17 protein-coding genes are annotated in these 21,823 nt (G+C 72.7%); 11 read left to right on the forward strand and 6 right to left on the reverse strand.

Features of this window, described 5'->3' with window-relative positions; all coding sequences use genetic code 11:
- Window positions 1-54: 54 nt before the first annotated feature.
- Window positions 55-255, reverse strand: coding sequence for a hypothetical protein (locus tag M8H82_RS09150; protein ID WP_250071995.1), 201 nt, complete (start codon window positions 253-255; stop codon window positions 55-57).
- Between the two features lie 222 nt (window positions 256-477).
- Window positions 478-3,432 carry a BTAD domain-containing putative transcriptional regulator gene (locus M8H82_RS09155; RefSeq protein WP_250071996.1) on the reverse strand — a complete coding sequence of 985 codons (2,955 nt, stop codon included), beginning with the start codon at window positions 3,430-3,432 and terminating at the stop codon, window positions 478-480.
- Window positions 3,433-3,633: 201 nt separating this feature from the next.
- Here M8H82_RS09155 and M8H82_RS09160 point away from each other — a divergent pair, with 201 nt between their 5' ends.
- From M8H82_RS09160 to M8H82_RS09185, 6 genes are all read left to right on the forward strand, one after another.
- Window positions 3,634-4,860, forward strand: coding sequence for an amidohydrolase family protein (locus tag M8H82_RS09160; RefSeq protein ID WP_250071997.1), 1,227 nt, complete (start codon window positions 3,634-3,636; stop codon window positions 4,858-4,860).
- Entirely contained in the window at window positions 4,857-5,771 is a 915-nt protein-coding gene (locus M8H82_RS09165; RefSeq protein WP_250071998.1) for an LLM class F420-dependent oxidoreductase, read from the forward strand. Before M8H82_RS09160 ends, M8H82_RS09165 begins: the two co-directional genes overlap by 4 nt.
- Window positions 5,772-5,781: 10 nt before the next feature.
- Entirely contained in the window at window positions 5,782-6,552 is a 771-nt protein-coding gene (locus M8H82_RS09170; RefSeq protein ID WP_250071999.1) for an SDR family NAD(P)-dependent oxidoreductase, read from the forward strand.
- A gap of 113 nt (window positions 6,553-6,665) precedes the next feature.
- Entirely contained in the window at window positions 6,666-7,784 is a 1,119-nt protein-coding gene (locus M8H82_RS09175) for an LLM class flavin-dependent oxidoreductase (RefSeq protein ID WP_284048671.1), read from the forward strand.
- A 90-nt stretch (window positions 7,785-7,874) separates the two neighbouring features.
- Entirely contained in the window at window positions 7,875-9,608 is a 1,734-nt protein-coding gene (locus tag M8H82_RS09180) for an amidohydrolase family protein (RefSeq protein WP_250072001.1), read from the forward strand.
- Window positions 9,605-11,050: an aldehyde dehydrogenase family protein gene (locus tag M8H82_RS09185; RefSeq protein ID WP_250072002.1), complete on the forward strand. Its 1,446-nt coding sequence runs from the start codon at window positions 9,605-9,607 to the stop codon at window positions 11,048-11,050. The genes M8H82_RS09180 and M8H82_RS09185 overlap by 4 nt, the downstream gene beginning before the upstream one ends.
- A gap of 1 nt (window position 11,051) precedes the next feature.
- On the opposite strand, the gene M8H82_RS09190 is transcribed toward M8H82_RS09185, so the two are convergent.
- The gene (locus M8H82_RS09190; protein WP_250072003.1) at window positions 11,052-11,444 is read right to left on the reverse strand and encodes a nitroreductase/quinone reductase family protein; all 393 of its coding nucleotides are present in this window, start codon (window positions 11,442-11,444) and stop codon (window positions 11,052-11,054) included.
- 121 nt (window positions 11,445-11,565) lie between these two features.
- Between M8H82_RS09190 and M8H82_RS09195 the strand changes: the two genes are divergently transcribed.
- Window positions 11,566-12,336 carry an endonuclease/exonuclease/phosphatase family protein gene (locus M8H82_RS09195; protein WP_250072004.1) on the forward strand — a complete coding sequence of 257 codons (771 nt, stop codon included), beginning with the start codon at window positions 11,566-11,568 and terminating at the stop codon, window positions 12,334-12,336.
- On the opposite strand, the gene M8H82_RS09200 is transcribed toward M8H82_RS09195, so the two are convergent.
- The gene (locus M8H82_RS09200; protein WP_250072005.1) at window positions 12,333-13,844 is read right to left on the reverse strand and encodes a CehA/McbA family metallohydrolase; all 1,512 of its coding nucleotides are present in this window, start codon (window positions 13,842-13,844) and stop codon (window positions 12,333-12,335) included. The two genes, M8H82_RS09195 and M8H82_RS09200, sit on opposite strands and share 4 nt — an antisense overlap.
- Before the next feature lie 68 nt (window positions 13,845-13,912).
- On the opposite strand from M8H82_RS09200, the gene M8H82_RS09205 reads away from it, so the two are divergent.
- From M8H82_RS09205 to M8H82_RS09215, 3 genes are read left to right on the forward strand one after another with little or no spacing between them, the layout of a single operon-like run.
- Window positions 13,913-14,761 (forward strand): LLM class F420-dependent oxidoreductase, encoded by an 849-nt coding sequence (locus M8H82_RS09205; protein WP_250072006.1) that lies wholly within the window; start codon window positions 13,913-13,915, stop codon window positions 14,759-14,761.
- 38 nt (window positions 14,762-14,799) lie between these two features.
- Window positions 14,800-17,385 carry a bifunctional FO biosynthesis protein CofGH gene (locus M8H82_RS09210; RefSeq protein ID WP_250072007.1) on the forward strand — a complete coding sequence of 862 codons (2,586 nt, stop codon included), beginning with the start codon at window positions 14,800-14,802 and terminating at the stop codon, window positions 17,383-17,385.
- Between the two features lie 59 nt (window positions 17,386-17,444).
- The gene (locus tag M8H82_RS09215; RefSeq protein WP_250072054.1) at window positions 17,445-18,008 is read left to right on the forward strand and encodes a hypothetical protein; all 564 of its coding nucleotides are present in this window, start codon (window positions 17,445-17,447) and stop codon (window positions 18,006-18,008) included.
- A 17-nt stretch (window positions 18,009-18,025) separates the two neighbouring features.
- Here M8H82_RS09215 and M8H82_RS09220 read toward each other — a convergent pair whose 3' ends face one another.
- On the reverse strand, window positions 18,026-18,523 hold the full coding sequence (locus M8H82_RS09220) for a DUF2165 domain-containing protein (RefSeq protein WP_250072008.1): 498 nt from the start codon (window positions 18,521-18,523) through the stop codon (window positions 18,026-18,028).
- A gap of 88 nt (window positions 18,524-18,611) precedes the next feature.
- On the opposite strand from M8H82_RS09220, the gene M8H82_RS09225 reads away from it, so the two are divergent.
- A complete protein-coding gene (locus tag M8H82_RS09225) occupies window positions 18,612-21,644 on the forward strand; it encodes a tetratricopeptide repeat protein (protein ID WP_250072009.1) in 3,033 nt (1,010 codons plus the stop codon).
- Here the strand turns inward: M8H82_RS09225 and M8H82_RS09230 are convergent.
- Window positions 21,632-21,820 (reverse strand): DUF397 domain-containing protein, encoded by a 189-nt coding sequence (locus tag M8H82_RS09230; RefSeq protein WP_250072010.1) that lies wholly within the window; start codon window positions 21,818-21,820, stop codon window positions 21,632-21,634. The genes M8H82_RS09225 and M8H82_RS09230 overlap by 13 nt on opposite strands.
- Window positions 21,821-21,823 lie beyond the last annotated feature (3 nt).

The raw sequence follows: 21,823 nt of genomic DNA on the forward strand, positions 1-21,823 counted from the left end.
TCCGCGCCGCCGCGGCCGATCCCCCTGCGGGTGAACGTGTGGTGGTGCGGGCCGTCAGGCCGGGTTGTCCGTGGCGTGGACGTTCTCCGTGGACGCGTCGCCCGTGGCCTCGGCCTTGAGCTTGAGCGGCTCGCTCGTGGCGTGCACGTTCTTGGTGACGATCGGCTCGCTGGTGGCGTGGACGTTGTCCGTCGTGGCGTCGCCGGTCGGCTCGTCGGTCGCGTGGACGTTCTCGGTGCTCGTCTCTTCGGTCATTTCGCTTGCTCCCCTGCAAGAAAGAACATGGTCCGGAAGTACAAGATCCGCCCGGCAACTCCCCCGTGGACTGCCGGGCGGATCTTGCAGGGCCGGTTCACCCTAAGGGGTTTCGGCCCCGGTCGTTCCGCCTGCCCCCCGACGCGACGGCCCGACACCACTGAGAGTGCCGGGCGGGGATAAACGAACGATGAACGTCCCTTCCCGGCCCTGCAACCGGGCTCAGGCCGCGGCCGTGGGAGCCGGCAGCAGAGCCCTGACCCCGTCCGCCTCCGGGGCGCCCAGCGCCTCGAAGATGTCGAGCGCCTCGCGCCAGCACACCCGGGCCCGGTCCAGCTGGCCGATGCCGTTCAGGGCGCGGCCGAGCACGGTGAGCACGTTCCCCCGCCGCCACTCCCCGCCGATGCCGCGCAGCACCGTCAGCGCGACCTCGGCGTTGGCCGCGGCCCGAGCGGGCCGCCGGGCGGCGATGTCCACTTCGGCGAGGCGGAACAGGGTCATGCCCTCCCACAGCCGCTGCCGGCTGTCCCGGAACACCTGAAGGGCCTGGTGCAGGCAGCCCGCCGCGTCGTTCAGCTGCCCGCTCTGGGTCAGCGCGAGACCGAGCGCGTACCGGCCGTTGGCACCCTTCAGGGCGTGCCCCATGTCGTCGTACATGGCCGCGCCCTGCCGGGCCAGCGCCACCGCGCTCGCCGTGCGGCCGGTGGCCAGGTGGATCCGCGACAGGTTGCACAGGGCGCTCGCCTCGCCGGGCCGGTCGCCCAGGGCCCGGAAGTCGTCGATGGCGCGGGTGAAGTGCGCCTCGCCCTCCTCGTGCCGGTTCTGGTAGAGCGCGACCACCCCGCTGATGTTCGACGCCCAGCAGCCGGTGAGCGGATCACCGGCGGTGGCGGCCAGCCGGACGGCTTCCTCCGCCTCCTGGAGCGCCACGTCGAACCTGCTGCCGGAGATGTGGTGCACGAAGGCCAGCCCGGTCAGCGCACGCCCCTCCGCGTGCGGGTCCCCGGCGTCCCGGGCCGCGTTCCGCAGCAGCGCGGCGACCGCCTCGTACTCCTTGGAGTTGGCGCCCGACTCCGCCAGGTCCACGGCGGCCCAGAGGACGTCGACGGCGCGGCGCAGCGCCCCCGTCCGCGCGGCCTGGCGGACGCAGGCCAGCAGGCATACGGCCTCCGCGTACAGCCAGTCCTGAGCGGCCCGCCGCGTCGCGAACGTCAGCCCCGGGTACCGGCTGCGCTCCAGGTGGTCCACCAGCCGGTCGCCGGGCCGCTCGATCAGGTACACCTCGCCGACCGTCGCCAGGTAGAAGTCCAGCAGCCGCGAGAGCGCGGCGTCCCGCTCGCCAGGTGGCTGTTCGTCGCGTTCCGCGCACGCACGCGCGTAGAGGCGGACCAGGTCGTGGTAGCGGTAGCGGCCCGGGGCCGCCGATTCCAGCAGGGACGTGTCGACCAGGGACTCCAGCAGGTCCTCCGTCTCCTCCACCGGAAGGTCCAGCACCGCCGCGGCCGCCGCCAGGGAGATGTCCGGGCCGTCCGCCAGACCGAGCAGCCGGAACGCGCGGGCCTGGGCCGGCTCCAGCTGGCCGTAGCCCAGCTCGAAGGTCGCCTTCACCGCCAGGTCGCCCGCCTGGAGCTCGTCCAGCCGGCGCCGCTCGTCCGCCAGCTTCGCCGCCAGCACCGACACCGTCCAGGTGCGCCGGGCCGCCAGCCGGGAGGCCGCGATGCGGATCGCCAGCGGCAGGAAGCCGCACGCCGCCACCACGTCCAGCGCCGCCTCGCGCTCCGACGCCACCCGCTCCCCGCCCACGATCTTCGTGAACAGCGACAGCGCCTCGTCGGGGGACATCACGTCCAGGTCGACCAGGTGCGCCCCGGCCAGGTCCACCATCCGGGCCCGGGACGTCACCAGTGCCGCGCACCCGGAGGTGCCGGGCAGCAGCGGCCGCACCTGCGCCGCGTCCCGCGCGTTGTCCAGCAGCACGAGCACCCGCCGGCCGTCCAGGACCGAGCGGTACAGGGCCGCCCGCTCCTCCAAGGAGTCCGGGATCGCCGAGTCCGCGGTGCCGAGGGCCCGCAGGAAGGATCCGAGGACCGTCTCCGGGTCCGCGGCCCGCGCGCCCGCGCCCTGGAGGTCCACGTACAGCTGACCGTCGGGGAAGGCGCCCCGGGCCTGATGGGCCACGTGCACCGCCAGCGTCGTCTTGCCGACCCCGCCGATCCCGGCCAGCGCCGAGACCGCCATCACCCGGCCCTCCGCCGACGCCAGCACCGCGCTCAGCTCGGACACGAAGGACGAGCGGCCGGTGAAGTCCGGGACCGTGGCCGGGAGCTGGGCCGGGCGGACCGGCACCGCGGGCGGCTCCGCGAGGGGCGCGGAGGGTTCCGCGAGGCCCGGGTCCGCCTGGAGGATGCGCTGCTGCAGCTCCCGCAGTCCCGGCCTCGGGTCCACGCCCAGCTCGTCCGCCAGCAGGCGCCGGGTGTCCGCGTACACCGCCAGCGCCTCCGCCTGGCGTCCGGAGCGGTACAGCGCCAGCATCAGCAGCTCGCGCAGGCGCTCGCGCAGCGGGTGGGCGGCGGTGAGCGCCGTCAGTTCCGAGACCGCCTCCGCGTGGCAGCCCTGTTCCAGGTCCATGTCCAGGCGGGACTCCAGCAGTTGGAGCCGCCATTCCTCCAGGCGGACGCGCTGCGCCTCGGCGTAGGGGCCGGGGACGCCCGCCAGCGGCTCGCCGTCCCACAGCGCCAGCACCCGGTTCAGTACGTCACGGGCATGGCACAGGTCCCCGGCGCCGCGCGCCTTCTCCGCCTCCGTCGCCCACTCCTGGGCCAGCGACAGGTCGAGCGCGCCGTCCCCGAGGCCCCGGACCGCGTAGCCGCCGGACTCGCTCACCAGGACACCGGGGTCCAGCACCTTGCGCAGCCTGGAGGCGTACGTGCGCAGCGCCGCCAGTGCCTGGGACGGCGGTTCCTCGCCCCACAGGGCGTCGATCAGCTCCGCCGCCGTGGCCGTGCGGCCCTCGCGCAGCAGCAGGGCCGCGAGCAGGGCGCGCTGCTGGGGCGAGCCGGTGCTGAGCAGCTCCTCCCCGCGCCAGGCACGCACCGGCCCGAGCACGCCGAAGCGCAGCCCCACCGGCCCCTGCGAGCCGCTGCGCCGCTGCTCCGGCACCCGCGGTACACCGTCCATCGCCGTCCCCCTGGAGAACGTCCTGACAACCAGGCCAGTTTGCCTTGTTCATGGCGGATGCGTCAGCCGTGCGAGACACCACTCACAGCCGGACGCGCGGTACACCACAAGGCCCACACAACCTCGTCGCACGGTTCCGCTCGGAGCCGACCGCCCGCACGGGAGCTGACGGGCCGTCAGATCGGCGCTACCGTGAGGCCCATGGAGACCAAACCGACCTTTCCCCTGATCATCTCCGTCGACGACCACACGGTGGAGCCCGCGCAGGTGTGGCAGGACCGGCTCCCGAAGAAGTACCTCGACATCGGGCCCCGCGTCGTCCGTGCGCCCCTGAAGGAGATGACCTTCCTCGGGGGCCGCTTCAAGCCCGTCATGGGCGAACCGGGGGACGACGGCCCGATCGGGGACTGGTGGGTCTACGAGGACCTGCGGCGGCCCCTGACCCGGCTGGACACCGCCGTGGGGTACGACCGCGACGAGATCAAGCTGGAGATCATCACCTACGAGCAGATGCGGCCGGGGTCGTACGACGTCCCCGCCCGCCTCGCCGACATGGACGTCAACCACGTCCAGTCGGCCCTGTGCTTCCCCACCTTCCCGCGCTTCTGCGGCCAGACCTTCACGGAGGCCGCCGACCACGAGCTCGGGATGCTCTGCATCCGCGCCTACAACGACTGGATGGTGGAGGAGTGGTGCGGCCCACAGGCGCGGGGGCGGCTCCTGCCGCTCACCCTCGTCCCGCTGTGGGACGCCGGACTGGCGGCGGCGGAGGTGCGCCGCAACGCCGCCCGCGGGGTCCGTGCCGTGGCCTTCTCCGAGATACCCCCGCATCTCGGGCTCCCCTCCGTCCACACCGACGACTGGGACCCCTTCCTCGCCGCCTGTGACGAGACCGGCACGGTCGTCGCCATGCACATCGGCTCCAGCAGCCGGATGCCGTCCACCTCCGCGGACGCGCCGCCCGCGGTCGGCTCCACCATCACCTTCGCCAACTGCTGCTTCTCCATGGTCGACTGGCTGATGAGCGGCAAGTTCGAGCGCTTCCCGAACCTCAGGGTCATGTACGCCGAGGGCCAGATCGGGTGGATCCCCTACATCCTGGAACGCGCGGACGTGGTGTGGGAGGAGAACCGGGGCTGGGGCGGGGTCGCCGACAAGGTGCACCGGCCGCCGTCCGAACTGTTCGCCGAGCATGTGTACGGCTGCTTCTTCGACGACGCCTTCGGGCTGCGCAACCTCGACTCCATCGGCGTCGGCAACGTGCTCTACGAGACCGACTACCCGCACTCCGACTCGACATGGCCGAAGTCCCGCGAGGTCGGCGAGGCGCAGATGGGGCACCTGGACGCGGACGTCGTCGAGCGGATCGTCCGGCGCAACGCGATCGAGCTGCTCGGGCTCACCCCCGACGGGCTCTGGTCGCCGTGAGGTACGGCATCCAGCTCCCGGTCCAGTCCCAGAGCACCCTGTACGCCGAGCCCTGGGAGGCCGGTGCCGGGCCCGGGGACCTGCTCGCCGTCGCCCGCGCGGCGGAGCGCGCCGGCTTCGGCTACCTCGCCTGCTGCGACCACGTCGCCATTCCGCGCCGCCTCGCGCCCGCGATGAGCACGGTCTGGTACGACCCCGTCGCCACCCTGGCCCATCTCGCCGCCGTCACCGAGCGGGTGCTGCTGCTCAGCCACGTCGCCGTGGTCGGCCTGCGCCACCCCCTGATCACCGCCAAGCAGTACGCCACCGTCGACCACCTCTCCGGGGGCCGACTGATCCTCGGGGTGGGCGCCGGACACGTGGAGGAGGAGTTCACCGCGCTGGGGGCGGACTTCCGCCGCCGGGGTGCCGTGCTCGACGAGACCATCGACGCGCTGCGGGCCGCGCTCGGACCGGAGGAGTTCCCCGAGCACCACGGCAAGCTCTACGACTTCGAAGGGCTCGGCCAGCTCCCCAGGCCCGCCCAGGAGCACGTCCCCGTCTGGGTCGGCGGCTCCTCGCCCCCCGCGGTGCGCCGGGCCGCGCTCAAGGGGGACGGCTGGCTGCCGCAGGGGGACCCCAGGGACCGGCTGCCCCCGCAGATCGCCCGGATCCGGCAGCTGCGCGAACAGGCGGGGATCGAGGCCCCCTTCACCGTCGGCGCCATCGCCGAGCCCCTCTACGTCGGCACCCCCGCCTGGCACGTCGGCCGCCGCACGCTCACCGGCGGCCCGGACCGGCTCGCCGAGTCGCTGCGGGCGTACCGGGCGATGGGCGTGGACCAGATACAGGTGCGATTCCGCAGCCGGAGCCGCAGCGAACTCATCGACCAGATCGCGGCGTTCGGCGCCGACGTGGGACCCCACCTGTGAGGAGTCGGCAATGGGCAAGCTGGACGGACGGGTCGTCATCGTCACCGGCGCGGCGCGCGGCCAGGGGGAGCAGGAGGCGCGGCTGTTCCGGCAGGAGGGGGCGTCGGTCGTCGTGGCGGACGTCCTCGACGACCGGGGCAAGGCCCTCGCCGAGGAGATCGGGGCGCTGTACGTCCGTCTCGACGTGGGCGAGGAGGAGCAGTGGCAGGCGGCCGTGCGGCACGCCAAGGAGGCGTACGGACGGATCGACGGGCTCGTCGCCAACGCCGGCATCCTGCGCTTCAACTCCCTGGTGGACACTCCCCTCGACGAGTTCATGCGGGTCGTCCGGGTCAACCAGGTCGGCTGCTTCCTCGGCATCAAGACGATCGCGCCCGAGATGGAGGACGGCGGCACGATCGTCACCACCGCCTCCTGCACCGGGCTGACCGGGATGGCGGCCGTCGGGGCGTACGCGGCCACCAAGCACGCCGTCCTCGGGCTCACCCGGGTCGCCGCGCTGGAGCTCGCCGCCCGCGGCATCCGCGTCAACGCCATCTGCCCCGGCGCGATCGACACCGCGATGTCGAACCCGGCCCAGCTGGACCCGTCGGCGGACGCCGAGGGGGTGACCCGGGCCCTGGACGGGCTGTACCGCAAGCTCGTGCCGCTCGGCCGGATCGGGCGACCCGAGGAGGTGGCCCGGCTCGCCCTCTTCCTGACCTCGGAGGACTCCTCGTACATCACCGGGCAGCCGTTCGTGATCGACGGCGGATGGCTGGCCGGGGTGGCGGTCGGCTGACGGTTCGTCAGCTATTGACGCCTCATGCGTGCGGTGCCAGAGTCAGCAATCTGACGGTCCGTCAGAAAAGTAGGGGCAGATCAGGAACTCCAGACCGGGGACGGTGAACCGCCTTGGAATTCGGGCTCTTTGTACAGGGATACGTGGGCAAGCGCGCAGAGACCGATCCGCTCGCCGAGCACAAGGCGCTGATGGAGGAGACCGAGTACGTGATCGCGGCGGACCGGGCGGGCTTCAAGTACGCCTGGGCGTCCGAGCACCACTTCCTGGACGAGTACTCGCATCTGTCGGCGAACGACGTCTTCCTCGGGTACCTGGCCCACGCCACCGAGCGGATCCACCTCGGCTCCGGGATCTTCAACCCGCTCGCCCAGGTCAACCACCCGGTCAAGGTCGCCGAGAAGGTGGCCATGCTCGACCACCTCTCCGGCAACCGCTTCGAGTTCGGCAGCGGACGGGGTGCCGGGTCGCACGAGATCCTTGGCTTCCTGCCCGGCATCACGGACATGAACGACACCAAGGAGATCTGGGAGGAGACCATCGCCGAGTTCCCCAAGATGTGGCTCCAGGACGAGTACGCCGGCTTCCAGGGCAAGCACTGGTCGCTGCCGCCGCGGAAGATCCTGCCGAAGCCGTACGGCAAGTCCCACCCCGCGATGTGGTACGCCGCCGGATCGCCTCCGTCGTACTCCATGGCCGCGAGGAAGGGGCTCGGGGTGCTGGGGTTCAGCGTGCAGAAGGTCTCCGACATGGAGTGGGTGCTGGAGCAGTACAAGACGGCCATCGTGGACGCGGAGCCGATCGGGGACTTCGTCAACGACAACGTGATGGTGACGACGACGGCGATCTGTGCGCCCACGCACGAGGAGGCGGTGCGGGTCGCCGTGAGCGGGGGGCTGCACTATCTGCCGTCGCTCGTCTTCCGGTACCACGACACGTTTCCCCGGCCCGAGGGGTTTCCGGTGTGGCCGGAGACGCTGCCCGAGTACACCGAGGAGTTCGTCGAGGTGCTCATCGAGGAGGAGCTGCTGATCTGCGGGGACCCGGACGAGGTGCTGCGGCAGTGCAAGCGGTGGGAGCAGGCGGGGGCGGATCAGCTGAGCTTCGGGCTGCCGGTTGGGGTGCCGAAGGAGGAGACGCTTCGGACGATCCGGCTCATCGGGGAGCACGTGATTCCGAAGATCGATACGGATCCCGTTCATCGGACCACGCGTTTCCGGTCGGGTGTCTGAGGCCGGACGGCGGCTGCGGTGGGGGCTTGTCGCGCAGTTCCCCGCGCCCCTAGGGAAGACACGGCACCCCTAGTCCAGGAGGTGAACCCCATGCTCGATCACGTCATTCACGGGGCGTCCGTTGTTGATGGCACCGGCGCCCCCGCCTACACCGCCGACGTCGGCATCAGGGACGGGCGCATCGCCGTCATCGCCCCCGGTGTCACCGAAGATGCCCGCAGCCGCGAGGACGCCGCAGGGCTCGTGCTCGCCCCCGGGTTCGTGGATCCCCACACCCACTACGACGCCCAGCTCTTCTGGGACCCGTACGCCACGCCCTCCCTCAATCACGGGGTGACCACCGTCGCCGCCGGGAACTGCGGGTTCACGCTCGCGCCGCTGCATCCCGAGCGCCCCGGGGATGCCGACTACACGCGGCGCATGATGTCCAAGGTCGAGGGGATGTCGCTGGTCGCGCTGGAGGAGGGGGCGCCCTGGAGCTGGCACTCCTTCGGGGAGTACCTGGACGCCCTGGAGGGGCGGATCGCCGTGAACGCCGGGTTCATGGTGGGGCACTGCGCGCTGCGCCGGTACGTGATGGGGGAGGAGGCCGTCGGGGGGCAGCCGGACCGGGAGCAGCTCGACGCCATGCTGCGGCTGCTGCACGACGCCATGGACGCCGGGGCCTGGGGGTTCTCCACCACCCAGTCGTCCACGCACTCCGACGGGGACGGGCAGCCGGTCGCCTCCCGGCATGCGCGGCCCGCGGAACTGCTCGCGCTGTCCAAGGCGGTCGGGGAGCACGAGGGGACGCAGATCGAGGCGATCGTCGCCGGCTGCCTCGACCAGTTCAGCGACGCCGAGATCGAGCTGTTCGCCGAGATGAGCGCGGCGGCCGGGCGGCCCCTGAACTGGAACGTGCTGACCATCGACGCCGCCGTGCCCGAGCGGGTGCCCCGGCAGCTCCTCGCGAGCGAGCGGGCCCGCAAGGCAGGCGGCCGGGTCGTCGCGCTGACCATGCCGATCCTGACCCCGATGAACATGTCCCTGGGCACCTTCTGCGCCCTGAACCTGATCCCCGGGTGGGGGCCGGTCCTCGGGCTGCCCGTCCCCGAGCGGATCGCCAGGCTCCGGGATCCCGGTGTCCGGGCCGACATGCTGGAGCGTGCCGCCTCCAAGGAGGCCGGCGTCTTCCGGCGGCTCGCGGACTTCGGGCGGTACGTCATCGGCGACACCTACAGCGAGGCGAACCGCGGGCTCACCGGCCGGGTGGTGCGGGACATCGCGGCCGAGCGGGGGCAGGACCCGTTCGCCTGCCTGGTCGAGATCTGCGCCGACGACGAGCTGCGGACCGTGCTGTGGCCCATGCCGCCGGACAACGACCCCGACTCCTGGGCGCTGCGGGCCCAGACCTGGCAGCACGAGGACGTCCTGCTCGGCGGCTCGGACGCGGGGGCGCATCTGGACCGGATGTGCGGGGCGCCGTACACGACGCGGTTCCTCGGCGACTGCCTGCGCGGACGGAAGCTGGTCGGCCTGGAGCAGGCCGTGCGGATGCTGACCGGCGACCCGGCCCGGCTCTTCGGGCTGCGGGAGCGGGGGCGGGTGCAGGAGGGGTTCCATGCGGATCTGGTGCTCTTCGACCCGGAACGGATCGGCGCCGGTACGGCCACCCTGGTGCACGACCTGCCGGGTGACAGCCCGCGCCTGGACTCCAAGGCCCTCGGGGTGCGCGCCGTGTGGGTCAACGGGGTCGCGGCGATCCGGGACGACGTGGTGACCGGCGCGGTGCCGGGGAAGGTGCTGCGCTCCGGGCGGGACACCCGGACGGTGAGCACCCGGTGAGGCCCCGGCTGTTCCTCGGCGGGTCGTGGGCGGAACCCGAGGGCGGTTTCTACGACGTCGTCGACCCGGCGACCGAGGGGAGCGTCGGTCCGGCTCCCGAGGCCTCGCCGGAGCAGGCCCGCGCGGCCTGTGCCGCGGCCCGCGAGGCCTTCGGGCCCTGGTCGCGGACGGCACCCGAGGAGCGGGCCGCGATCCTCGGGCGGGCCGCGCGGCTGATCCGGGACCGGCTGGTGCCGTACGCCGAACTGGCGCAGGCCGAGACCGGCGCCACGACCGCCACCGCGCGCGGGATGCAGGTCGGGGTGGCCGCCGCCCGCTTCCAGCGGTACGCGCGCGTGGAGCCCGCCGAGTGGGCCCTGCCGCCGCAGATCAACGAGGCCGGGCCGATGGGGAGGGCCGGGGTGATGGGCGCGCTGGCGGTACGGCAGCCCGTCGGGGTCGTCGCCTGCATCTCCTCGTACAACAACCCGTGGGCCAACGCGGCGGGCAAGATCGCCCCCGCGCTGGCGATGGGCAACACCGTGGTGGTGAAGCCCGCCCCGCAGGACCCCCTGTCCGTGTACCGGATGGCGGAGGTGCTGGAGGCGGCCGGGGTGCCGCCGGGGGTGGTCAACGTGGTCTCCGGGGCCTCGGTGGAGGTGGGGGAGGCGGTCGTCGCCTCCGAGGACGTCGACATGGTGAGCTTCACCGGCTCCACGGCCGTCGGGCGCCGGATCGCCGAGGTGTGCGGGCGGGGGATGAAGCGCCAGCTGATGGAGCTCGGCGGGAAGGGCGCGGCGGTCGTCTTCGACGACGCGGACCTCGGCTCGGCGGTCGCGGGGATCGGGACGACGTTCTCCTTCTACAGCGGGCAGATCTGCACGGCACCGACCCGGGTGCTGGCGCAGCGGGGGGTGTACGACCGGCTGGTCGAGCAACTGGCCGCCTACGCGCGGCGGTTGAAGGTGGGTGACCCCAGGGAACCGGACACGGTGGTCGGACCGGTGATCTCGGCGGCGCACCGGGAGCGGGTGGAGGCGTATGTCGAGACCGGGCGCAAGGAAGGCGCGGTCGTCGTGACCGGCGGTGAACGGCCGCTGCTGGAGCGGGGGTTCTACGTCGGCCCGACGCTTCTCGCGGACTGCTCCAACGACATGACCGTCGCCCGCGAGGAGATCTTCGGTCCCGTGGTCGCGGTGATCCCCTTCGACGAGGAGGACGAGGGGATCGCCCTCGCCAACGACTCCGACTACGGGCTGATCGACTACGTCTGGTCGGGCGACGTGGCGAGGGCCTTCCGGGTCGCCCGGCGGCTCAGGGCCGGAGGCGTGGGCGTCAACACGGTCGGCCGGAACATGGAGGCACCCTTCGGCGGGTTCAAGAGGAGCGGTGTCGGCCGGGACGTCGGGTCGTACGCCCTGCACGCCTACAGCGAGGTGCAGTCGATCGTCTGGCCCGGGTAGCTCAGTCCGCCAGGTCCACCCGCACGGTCAGCAGGCGCGCGCCGATCAGGCGTACCGCCGCGCTGTTGACGCGGGGCAGGGTCCGCAGCCGGGCCACCGGGTCGTCCTCCGGCAGCAGATGGGCCGTGCCCTCGTGCCAGCGGCCGCGGATGCGGACCCGTACCTTCGGGTCGGCGAGGATGTTGCGCACGTACTGCGACCGGTCGCCGAACTCCGAGACCAGCCAGAAGGAGTCACCGATCCGGCGTCCGCCGACCGGAGTGCGGCGCGGCAGGCCCGAGGTGCGGCCCGTGGTCTCCAGCAGGGTGTGGTGCGGCAGGCGGCGCACGACGGCGTTGAGCCGGCGCTGAACCATCCTGGCGGCCCGGTACTGGCGCTCGATGCTGCGGGACATGATGGGCGGGACTCCTGTCATCGGCCGGTACGGCGGTGTGCGGGCGCGTTCACCTGTGCTTCGCGAGTCCGTTGACCCACGGTTCAGCCGCGCCCCCTTTAATGGTGCCCTTGACGGTGCCATGACCGAGGGGTGGGTGGCCGTGCGCGTGGTGACCTGGAACCTGTGGTGGCGGTTCGGGCCGTGGCAGGAACGGCAGAAGGCGATCCGCTCCGTGCTGCGCGACCTGCGGCCCGATGTCGTGGGTCTGCAGGAGGTGTGGGCCGCCGACGGGGAGAACCTCGCGGAGTGGCTGGCGGACGAGCTGGGCCTGTACTGGACCTGGGCGGCCTCCCCGGCCCCCGAGCGCTGGCGGGGGCGGATCGGCGACCCGTCGGTGGACATCGGCACCGCCGTGCTGAGCCGCTGGCCGGCCGAGGAGACGGAGGTCCTGCGGCTGCCCGTGCCGCCCGAGCTCGACGACGGGCGGCTCGGCCTGTATGCGCGCACGGGCCCGGTGTCCTTCGTCACCGCGCACCTGACGTCCGTGCCGACCGCCGGGGCCGTACGAGGCGAACAGGCGGCGGCCCTGGCCGAGTTCGCCCGCCGGGAGGGCACCGTGATCGTCACCGGTGACTTCAACGCCGAGCCGGACGCCCCCGAACTGAGCCTCCTGCGCGGCGACTTCCGCGACGCCTGGACGTGGGCCGACCCGACGGCCCCGGCCGCGACCTGGGCCTGGGACCCCGAACTCCCCTACATCCAGGGCGCGCCGCGGCAGGGGGCGCGGATCGACTACGTGCATCTGGGCGGACCGGGGTCCGTGCGGAGGGCGCGCCGGGCCGGCGACCGGCCGGTGGACGGAGTCTGGCCCTCGGACCACGCGGCCGTCGTGGTGGACATCGAGCTCTAGTCGCGCCCCAGGAACACGGGATTGGTGAACGCCGCCAGCGCCCCCGGCAACGGCGCCAGGACCGCCTCGTGCCGCACCTCCGCCCGCACATAGGCCGCGTACGCGGGCGTCGTCCGCCACTCCACCGTCCCGGCCCCCGTCACCGGCAGCGGCTCGCTGGTGAACAGCACCCCCTGGTCCGTGACGAAGCGGACGTGGCACCGGGGCGCCCCCGTGACCCCCAGCCGCACCGTGACCGGAGTGTCCCGGTCCACCCGCAGCCGCTCACCGATCCCCGCGTGCCGCCCCCGCCCGCCGGCCGCCGTGAAGGACAGGGACACGCGCCGGGACTCGGCGACATAGGACCGCCCCGCGCGGATCCCCGCCAGGATCGCCTCCCGGCTCAGCTCGTCGGCGAGCACCACCGTCTGCGGCGAGCCCACGGGGTCCGGGTCCCGGTGGGCGTCGCTGTTGCCCATGGCCGGGATCCAGTCCCGCCCTTCCCGCACGGACGCCACCAGCATCCCGTCCCAGTCGGCCAGCGCCACCTCGTCGTCGGGGGTGTACGGGCCGTTCCACACCTCGACCGCGTCCGCCTCGCCGAAGCCGAACTTCCAGTTGCAGCCGATGCAGGTGGCGTGCGGATGGGCGGGGACCACCAGGCCGCCCGCCTTGCGTATCCGGCGGGCGAACCTGCCGAAGCGGTTGTCGCGGGCCCGGTAGCGCCAGTCGACGAAGGTGCCGGGATCCGTGCCGAGCGCCAGGACGTGCCCGTTGCGGGTGGTGACCTCCTCGCCCAGCAGCACCAGCAGGTCGTCACCGGCGGCATCGGCCCAGTGGGCGTGCGCGGAGTGCGTGTTGTGCTCGGAGCTGTTGATGAAGTCCAGGCCCGCGGTCCGGGCGAGCCCGGCGATCTCGGCGGGGGTGCGGCGGCCGTCGGAGTACCAGGAGTGCAGATGGCAGTCGCCGCGGTACCAGTCCCGGCCGCGCCCCCTGGCCCGCTCGGGCGGGTACACCGGCTCGGCGACGGCGCCCCGCTCGCCGTAGGAGAGGGTGATGGTGAGCTCGTAGGCCAGGCCCTGGGGGGCGACGGTGTAGGGGCCGAGGGCGATGTGCCAGGTGCCCTCGTTCACCGGGCCGGGGAGATACCCGGGGGTCGCGTCGTCGGCGCGGACGAAGAACTCGGTGCGGGCGCCGCCGGACCAGCCGCGGAAGCCCTCGCCGCCCAGCGCGGTGCCGTGTTCGTCGAAGAGGCCGATGTCGAGGGCGTTGCCGGGGGTGCCGGCGGGGACGGCCGGTCGGTCGTAGGTGTAGGAGACCCTGATCTCCCGGACCCCGCCCGGGACTTCGACGGGGACGTACACGAAGTCGGGCGAGCCGGGGGGCAGGGTCCCGCGGACCGTCCGGGTCTCGGTGTGCTGCATGTCGTCCGCTCCTCTCGCGAAGGTCACGCTCCCCACCGTGAGCGCCGCCGCGGCACCGCTCACGAACAGGGCGCGTCTGCCGAGCCTTGCGTCGTCGTCGCACATGCCCGCAGTCTTCCCCGGGGGCGTGAACGCGCATCGACTTCTCGGGGCACCCCCGGTACAGATGGGACATGCGCCTCTCCGTCACGATCTTCCTCACCGACGAGACGATCACCCCGACCCGGCTCGCCCGCGAGCTGGAACAGCGTGGCTTCGCCGGGCTGTACCTGCCCGAGCACACCCACATCCCCGTCGAGCGGACCACCCCCTACCCGGCTGGCGGCGAGCTGCCGCCCGAGTACGGCCGCACCCTCGACCCCTTCGTCGCGCTCGGCCAGGCCGCCGCCGTGACCGAGCGGCTCGGCCTGGGCACCGGCATCACGCTGGTCGCCCAGCACGACCCGGTCGCCCTGGCCAAGCAGATCGCGACCGTCGACCATCTCTCCGCGGGACGTCTCACCCTCGGCGTCGGCTTCGGCTGGAACGTGGAGGAGGCCGCCGACCACGGCGTCGAGTGGCGCACCCGGAGGGAACTCGTCCGCGACCGGATGGCGTTGATGCGCGCTCTGTGGTCGGAGGAACCCACCGCCTACGAAGGGGAGTTCGCAAGCGTGCGGGCCTCCTTCGCCCACCCCAAGCCGGTGCGGAAGCGGCGCGGCCCGGTCGTCGGCCCGCACACGCTCGTCGGCGGCGCCGCCGGGCCCAAGCTCTTCACGCACATCTGCGAGTACGCCGACGGCTGGATGCCCATCGGCGGACGCGGACTGTCCCAGTCGCTGCCGGTGCTGCGCGGCGCGTGGGCCGACGCGGGCCGCGACCCCGCGGCGCTCCAGGTCGTGCCCTACGCGATCCACCCGAGCCCGGGCAAGCTCGCGCACTACGCGGACCTGGGCATCGAGGAGGTCGTGGCGCAACTGCCGCCGGCGGGGGAGAGCGAGGTGCTGCGGGCGCTGGACGGGCTCGCGGGCTTTCTCGACTGACCCGCGAGCGTCGATCAAGGCGACCGTATGCTCGAAGGATGACGACTGCGGCGACCTCCGGAACCGGCCCGACCGAGAACTCCCTGCGCCGCGCCCTGAAACGGGCCCGGGACGGCGTCGCCCTCGACGTCGGTGAGGCGGCCGTCCTCCTCCAGGCCCGCGGCGAGGCCCTCGACGACCTCACCGCGTCCGCGGCCCGGGTGCGGGACGCGGGGCTCGAGGCGGCGGGCCGTCCCGGCGTGATCACCTACTCGAAGAGCGTCTTCATCCCGCTGACCCGGCTGTGCCGGGACAAGTGCCACTACTGCACCTTCGTCACCGTGCCCGGCAAGCTGCGCCGGGCCGGGCACGGGATGTTCATGTCCCCGGACGAGGTCCTCGACATAGCCCGCAAGGGCGCCGCGCTCGGCTGCAAGGAAGCCCTGATCACCCTCGGCGACAAGCCCGAGGACCGCTGGCCCGAGGCCCGGGAGTGGCTGGACGCGCACGGCTACGACGACACCATCGCCTACGTCCGCGCCATCTCCGTCCGCATCCTGGAGGAGACGGGCCTGCTGCCCCACCTCAACCCGGGCGTCATGAGCTGGACCGACTTCCAGCGCCTGAAGCCCGTCGCGCCCTCCATGGGCATGATGCTGGAGACCACGGCGACCCGGCTCTGGTCCGAGCCCGGCGGCCCGCACCACGGCTCCCCGGACAAGGAACCCGCGGTCCGGCTGCGGGTGCTGGAGGACGCGGGCCGTTCGTCCGTCCCGTTCACCTCCGGAATCCTGATCGGGATCGGCGAGACGTACGAGGAGCGCGCCGAGTCCCTCTTCGCGCTCAGGAAGATCTCCCGCGCCTACCACGGCATCCAGGAACTGATCATCCAGAACTTCCGCGCCAAGCCGGACACGGCGATGCGGGGCATGCCGGACGCCGAACTCGACGAACTGGTCGCGACGGTGGCCGTCGCCCGGCACCTCATGGGCCCGAGCGCCTGCCTCCAGGCCCCGCCCAACCTGGTCGACTCCGAGTACGAGCGGCTGATCGGCGCCGGCATCGACGACTGGGGCGGCGTCTCCCCGCTGACCATCGACCATGTGAACCCCGAGCGCCCGTGGCCGCAGATCGAGGAACTGGCCGAGCGGTCCCGCACGGCCGGGTTCGAGCTGCGCGAACGGCTGTGCGTGTACCCGGAGTTCGTGCGGCGCGGCGAGCCCTGGCTGGACCCGCGGCTGCGCCCCCACGTGGCGGCGCTGGCGGACCCGGGCACCGGGCTCGCCCGCCCGGACGCCGTCGTCGAGGGGCACCCCTGGCAGGAGCCGGACGAGGCGTTCGAGGCGTCGGGCCGTACGGATCTGCACGCCACGATCGACACCGAGGGCCGTACGTCCGACCGCCGCGACGACTTCGACGAGGTGTACGGCGACTGGGGAGCCCTGCGCGAGGCCGCCGCCCCCGGGATGGTGCCGCAGCGCATCGACACCGACGTCCGGGCCGCCCTGGCGACGGCGGCGGACGACCCGGTGAAGCTGACCGACGAGGAGGCGCTGGCGCTGCTGCACGCGGACGGCCCGGCGCTGGACGCGCTGTGCAGGATCGCCGACGACGTCCGCAAGGCGGCCGTCGGCGACGACGTGACGTACATCGTCACGCGGAACATCAACTTTACCAACGTCTGCTACACCGGCTGCCGGTTCTGCGCGTTCGCGCAGCGCAGGACGGACGCCGACGCCTACACGCTCTCCCTCGACCAGGTCGCCGACCGGGCCCAGCAGGCCTGGGAGGTGGGTGCGGTGGAGGTCTGCATGCAGGGCGGCATCCACCCGGACCTGCCGGGGACCGCCTACTTCGACATCGCGCGGGCGGTGAAGTCCCGCGTCCCCGGCATGCATGTGCACGCCTTCTCCCCGATGGAGGTGGTGAACGGCGCGAGCCGCACCGGCCTGTCGATCCGCGAATGGCTCACCGCGGCGAAGGAGGCCGGCCTGGACTCGATCCCCGGCACGGCCGCGGAGATCCTCGACGACGAGGTCCGCTGGATCCTCACCAAGGGCAAGCTGCCCACGGCCACCTGGATCGAGGTGATCACCACGGCGCACGAGCTGGGCATCAGGTCCTCGTCGACGATGATGTACGGCCACGTCGACCAGCCGCGCCACTGGCTGGGGCACCTGCGGACCCTGGCCGGCATCCAGCAGCGGACCGGCGGCTTCACCGAGTTCGTGACGCTGCCGTTCATCCACACCAACGCACCCGTCTACCTGGCCGGTATCGCGCGGCCCGGCCCGACCGTCCGCGACAACCGGGCGGTGACGGCGATGGCCCGGCTTCTGCTGCACCCCTGGATCCCCAACATCCAGACCAGCTGGGTGAAGCTCGGCTCGGTGGGCGCGGCGGAGATGCTGCGCTCGGGCGCCAACGACCTGGGCGGCACGCTGATGGAGGAGACGATCTCCCGGATGGCGGGCTCCTCCTACGGCTCCTACAAGTCGGTCAAGGACCTGATCGCGGTGGCCGAGGCGGCCGGACGCCCGGCCAGGCCCCGCACCACCCTCTACGGGGAGGTCCCGGAGGAACGGCAGCGGGCGGCGTCGGCCTCGGACGGGCACCTGCCCGAACTGCTGCCGGTGCTGGACTGAGGGCTGGGCGCCGCACGGCTGGCAGTACGATGATCCGACCCTGTCGGTGAGCTGAGGAGATCCGTGCCGTGCCTGCCCCGAAGGTCTGGGTGACCTCTCTGACGGTAGGGGCGACAGCCGTGGTCGTCGCCCTCGCCGTACAGGCGGACAAGGGCGCGAAGCCCACGGCCGGCCCGCCGGGCGCCTCCGCCACGGCGACGGCCACGGCCACGCCGAAGGCGACCGAGTCCGCGCGGCCGACCCGGGTGCCGGACGGTTCGGGCACCGGCCGCCGGATCGTGTACTCGCTCGGCCAGAAGCGGGTGTGGCTGGTGGACGCGAGCGAGGCCACCCGCCGCACCTTCACGGTGTGGCCCGGCACGGTCGCCCCCGACCCGGGCAGCTACCAGGTCGGCACCCGCACCGAGGCGACGACGGGCTCGGACGGCGTGGAGATCGAGCACGTGGTGTACTTCGCCGCGAAGTCCGGGGTGAACGTCGCCTTCTCCAACGCCGTGGACGGCTCCTCACCGCCCCCGCCCGAGGCCGGCGCCCAGACGGGCGGGGTCCGGATGAAGACGGGGGACGGCTCGGCGCTGTGGGCGTTCGCGACGGCGGGGACGACCGTGACGGTCGTCGAATAGGGAACCGGGGGCCGGTACTAGGGCTCGGTGGGGCCGGGCAGGTGGTTGACGAGCAGGACGATTCCGCTGAACACGAAGACGCGCGTCGCCGCGTCCAGGCCGTTCCAGTCGCCGGACTGCCACATCGCGAACCACTCGCCGCCGATCGCGATGAACCCGGCGCCGAACAGCAGCATGACCATGAGCAGGCCGTACGTCGACCAGCGCCGGGCATCGCGGTCGCCGCGGCGGAACCAGAGCCAGGTGCCGTAGATGAGGGCGAGCGCGGCAAGGGTCTCCCAGACGATGATCGCGACGTACGCGGTGTCCTGAAGTCCCTTGCTGGTGATGGCCCGCCACATCAGGTCGTCGTCCTTGAACGTGGTGTCCATCGCGAGGACATGCCGGACGAACTGCTGATTCGTCCCGAAGTCCGTGATGTTCCCGAAGGCGACCAGCGCCATGTAGAGCGCGACGCTCGCGGTGAGCAGGGTGGCGGTGAGGTGGAGAGCTGTGCGCGGGGGTGTCGATGCCATGACGGCCATCTTCCCCCGGATGAGGCGCTGTGATCCAGAACGCCCTTCTGCAAAACTTGAGTTGAGGCCGATTCGAGGGTGAGGCGGGATGAGGCCAACGCGGCCGTCGATGCAGAAACTGATGGAGCGGCGCAGACGAGCCGGGTTCGTGGGCCGCGTCGGCGAACGGGCCGCGTTCCGGGAGAACCTGGACCTGCCCCCCGAGGACGAACGGCACCGGTTCCTGTTCCATGTGCACGGCAACGCCGGGGTCGGGAAGACCTTCCTGGTCCGTGAGCTGGAGCAGCTGGCGCGGGAGCGCGGGGCGCTGACGGCGTACGTGGACGAGGGCGTCGGCAGCGTGCCGGAAGCCCTGTCGGCGATCTGCCGGCAACTGGCCGCCCAGGGACACCGGTTGAAGAAACTGGAAGAGGCGCTCACCGCCCATCGTGAGCGGCGCCACGAGGCGGAGGCCGAGGTCGCCGCCCTGGAACCCGCCCCGGAAGGCCCCTCCCCGCTGGCCTCGACCGCGGTCCGGCTCGGCTTGGCCGGGTTCGGCCTGGCGGTCCCGGTGGCCGGACCCTTCATGGGCGCCGTCGACTCCGACCGGCTGGCGGAGGGCGCGGCACGTCTGAAGGCCCGCCTGAGCGCACGCTTCCGCAACCAGGAGGACCTGCAGCTGGTGCTCGCCCCGGAGCGGGTCCTCACGCCCACGTTCCTGGACGAGCTGGCGGACATCACCTCCGCGGCACCCTGGCTGGTCCTCTTCCTCGACACCTACGAGCGCACCGGGGCGTTCCTCGACGGCTGGCTGCACGACCTGATGACCACCGACCGGTACGGCGAACTCCCCGCCAATGTCGTCGTGGTGACCTCCGGGCAGCGCCCCTTCGACACCGGCCGCTGGGGCGGCTTCGCGGACTTCATGACCGACCTGCCGCTCGGCCCCTTCACGGAGGCGGAGGCGCGCACTCTGCTCGCCGACCGGGAGGTCAGGGCCGAGCCGGTGGTCGCCGAGGTGCTGCGGCTCTCCGGCGGTCTGCCGGTACTGGTGTCCACCCTCGCCGAGTCGCGCCCGGCCGACCCGGACGACGTGGGAGACCTGAGCGCGACCGCCGTGGAGCGCTTCCTGAAGTGGGAGCCGGATCCCGCACGGCGGCGGGCGGCGGTGGAGTGCGCGCTGCCCCGCTTCCTGGACGCCGATGTGTTCCGTGCCGCCGTGGACTGCCCGCCCGACGAAGCTCTCGCGCTGTACGACTGGCTGCGCAAGATGCCGTTCGTCCGCGAGCGGGGAGAGCGGTTGCAGTACCACGACGTCGTACGGGCCCCGATGCTCCGCCTGGAGCGCCGCCGGTCACCGCGCGGCTGGGCGGAACGGCACGAGCGGCTTGCGGGGACCTTCGCGGACTGGCGGGAGGAACGACAGGGCGGCCTGAGCGACCCGTGGACGGACAAGCGCTGGCGGGAACTGCGGCTGGCGGAGGCGTATCACCGGCTGTGCGCGCGGGAGCAGGCGGCGTTGCCCGGCGTGCTGCAGGACGTGGTGCCCGCCTGTGTGCTGGGTCCTGAGGAAGCGCGGCGGTGGGGCCAGATGCTGGCCGAGGCGGGGGAGGACGCCCAGGCCGCGGCGGTGGCCCGCTGGGGCCGGGACCTGCTGGACGCCCTGGAGGACGCGAACACGGAGGCCGCGCTGGGGCTGCTGATCGACCGGGCGGACCTCGATGCCGGTCTCCGGGCGGTCGCGCACGCGACGCGCGGCAGGATCCTGCGGACGGACGGCCTGTACGAACGGGCGGTGCAGGAATGCGACCGGGCGATCGCCCTGGACGGTGAGCTGGCCTCCGCCTACTTCGGCCGGGGGAGCGCCCGCGCTCACCTCGGCGACTACGCGGCGGCCGTCGAGGACCTGGACCGAGCACACGCACTGGACCCCGAAGGCGCCGAAATCCTCGCCGTACGCGGCGACTACCACCGCATCCTCGGTGACCACGAGGCCGCCCTGCGCGACCTGGACCGGGCCGTCGAGCTGGACCGGACCCTGAGCACCGCCTGGGCCGCGAGGGGCGTCACCCACCATGCCCTGGGCCGGAACGATCTCGCGCTCGCGGACCTGGACCACACCCTCGCCCTCGCCCCCGACTTCGTCTGGGCCCTCGTCCGCCGGGCGCGCGTACGACGCTCGCGCGACGAACGCGAGCTGCAACTGGCCGACCTGAACCGGGCGCTGGCACTCGCGCCCGACACCCCGTGGGTCCTGTGCGAGCGCGGCGACGCGCTGAGCGCGGCCGGCCGGGAGCGGGAGGCGCTCGCCGACTACCAGCGGGCCGTCGACCTGGACGACACCTACGCCTCCGTGTACGCCAGCCGGGGCGTCCTGCACGCCAAGCACGGCCGCTACGAGGACGCCGTCGCCGACCTGGACAAGGCGATCGAACTCTTCCCGGAGTATCTCTGGGCGCTGGTGCACCGCTCCAAGGCGCAGTGCGGTCTGGGCAGGTTCGAGGCAGCGCTCGCCGACGCGCACCATGCGGTGGAACTGGCCCCGGACGACGGGTGGGCCCTCGCCAACAGGATCACCATGAACCTTGCCGTCGGCCGCCTGGAACAGGCGAGCTCCGACCTCGATCGCTACCGGACGATCGGCTCCGATCCCGCGTGGGCCCGTCGGCAATCGGCCCGACTGCACATCTGGAGCGGCAGGTTCGAGGAGGCGCTGGAGGAACTGGACGACGACTGCACCCGCTGCGAAGTGCACCTGCGGACGGGGGACTGGACGCGCGCCCGGCAGGAAGCCGAACGGCTCTGCTCGCTGGACGAGTTCGGCGGCGCGCTGAACCTCGCCCTGGCTGTGAGCGGAGAGACGGGAGTGGCGGCCGCCCGACCACTGTGGAGGCGCTGCGCCCCCTCGGCCCGCGGCACCGCCGAGGCGGTCATCTGCGCCGGACTCCAGGACTGGCCCGAGCTGGACACCCGCCTGGAGCGAGCGCTCGCCGTACCGCATGAGTGGGCCGACCTCATGGACCTCTCCGAGTGCCTGGAGATCCTGCTGCACAGCGACGGCATCGACCGGACCAGGCTTGCGGCCGGGCTGGCCAGGGTGGTCGCCGCGCGGGACGCGATGCGGGCGCGTTACGCGGAGTAGGCGTCGAGGAACGTGGACCAGGCGTGGTCGGTGAAGGCGAGGCGGGTGCCGTCGGGGTCCTTGGAGTCACGCACGTGGATGGCGGGGGTGGTGGGGGATATGGCTACCTCGACGCATTCCGGGCCGTCGTTGCTGCTGTAGCTGCTCTTGAACCACGTCAGCGGGGTGAGGGGCATGTG

The sequence above is a fragment of the Streptomyces sp. YS415 genome (assembly GCF_023544665.1).
Taxonomy (GTDB): Bacteria; Actinomycetota; Actinomycetes; order Streptomycetales; family Streptomycetaceae; genus Streptomyces.

Excerpts from the sequence above, each read along its gene's own strand:
- M8H82_RS09150 (WP_250071995.1), bottom strand. The coding sequence starts at position 255 with ATGACCGAAGAGACGAGCACCGAGAACGTCCACGCGACCGACGAGCCG.
- M8H82_RS09155 (WP_250071996.1), bottom strand. The coding sequence starts at position 3,432 with ATGGACGGTGTACCGCGGGTGCCGGAGCAGCGGCGCAGCGGCTCGCAG.
- M8H82_RS09160 (WP_250071997.1), top strand. The coding sequence starts at position 3,634 with ATGGAGACCAAACCGACCTTTCCCCTGATCATCTCCGTCGACGACCAC.
- M8H82_RS09170 (WP_250071999.1), top strand. The coding sequence starts at position 5,782 with ATGGGCAAGCTGGACGGACGGGTCGTCATCGTCACCGGCGCGGCGCGC.
- M8H82_RS09180 (WP_250072001.1), top strand. The coding sequence starts at position 7,875 with ATGCTCGATCACGTCATTCACGGGGCGTCCGTTGTTGATGGCACCGGC.
- M8H82_RS09190 (WP_250072003.1), bottom strand. The coding sequence starts at position 11,444 with ATGTCCCGCAGCATCGAGCGCCAGTACCGGGCCGCCAGGATGGTTCAG.
- M8H82_RS09195 (WP_250072004.1), top strand. The coding sequence starts at position 11,566 with ATGACCGAGGGGTGGGTGGCCGTGCGCGTGGTGACCTGGAACCTGTGG.
- M8H82_RS09200 (WP_250072005.1), bottom strand. The coding sequence starts at position 13,844 with ATGTGCGACGACGACGCAAGGCTCGGCAGACGCGCCCTGTTCGTGAGC.
- M8H82_RS09205 (WP_250072006.1), top strand. The coding sequence starts at position 13,913 with ATGCGCCTCTCCGTCACGATCTTCCTCACCGACGAGACGATCACCCCG.
- M8H82_RS09210 (WP_250072007.1), top strand. The coding sequence starts at position 14,800 with ATGACGACTGCGGCGACCTCCGGAACCGGCCCGACCGAGAACTCCCTG.
- M8H82_RS09220 (WP_250072008.1), bottom strand. The coding sequence starts at position 18,523 with ATGGCATCGACACCCCCGCGCACAGCTCTCCACCTCACCGCCACCCTG.
- M8H82_RS09225 (WP_250072009.1), top strand. The coding sequence starts at position 18,612 with ATGAGGCCAACGCGGCCGTCGATGCAGAAACTGATGGAGCGGCGCAGA.
- M8H82_RS09230 (WP_250072010.1), bottom strand. The coding sequence starts at position 21,820 with ATGCCCCTCACCCCGCTGACGTGGTTCAAGAGCAGCTACAGCAGCAAC.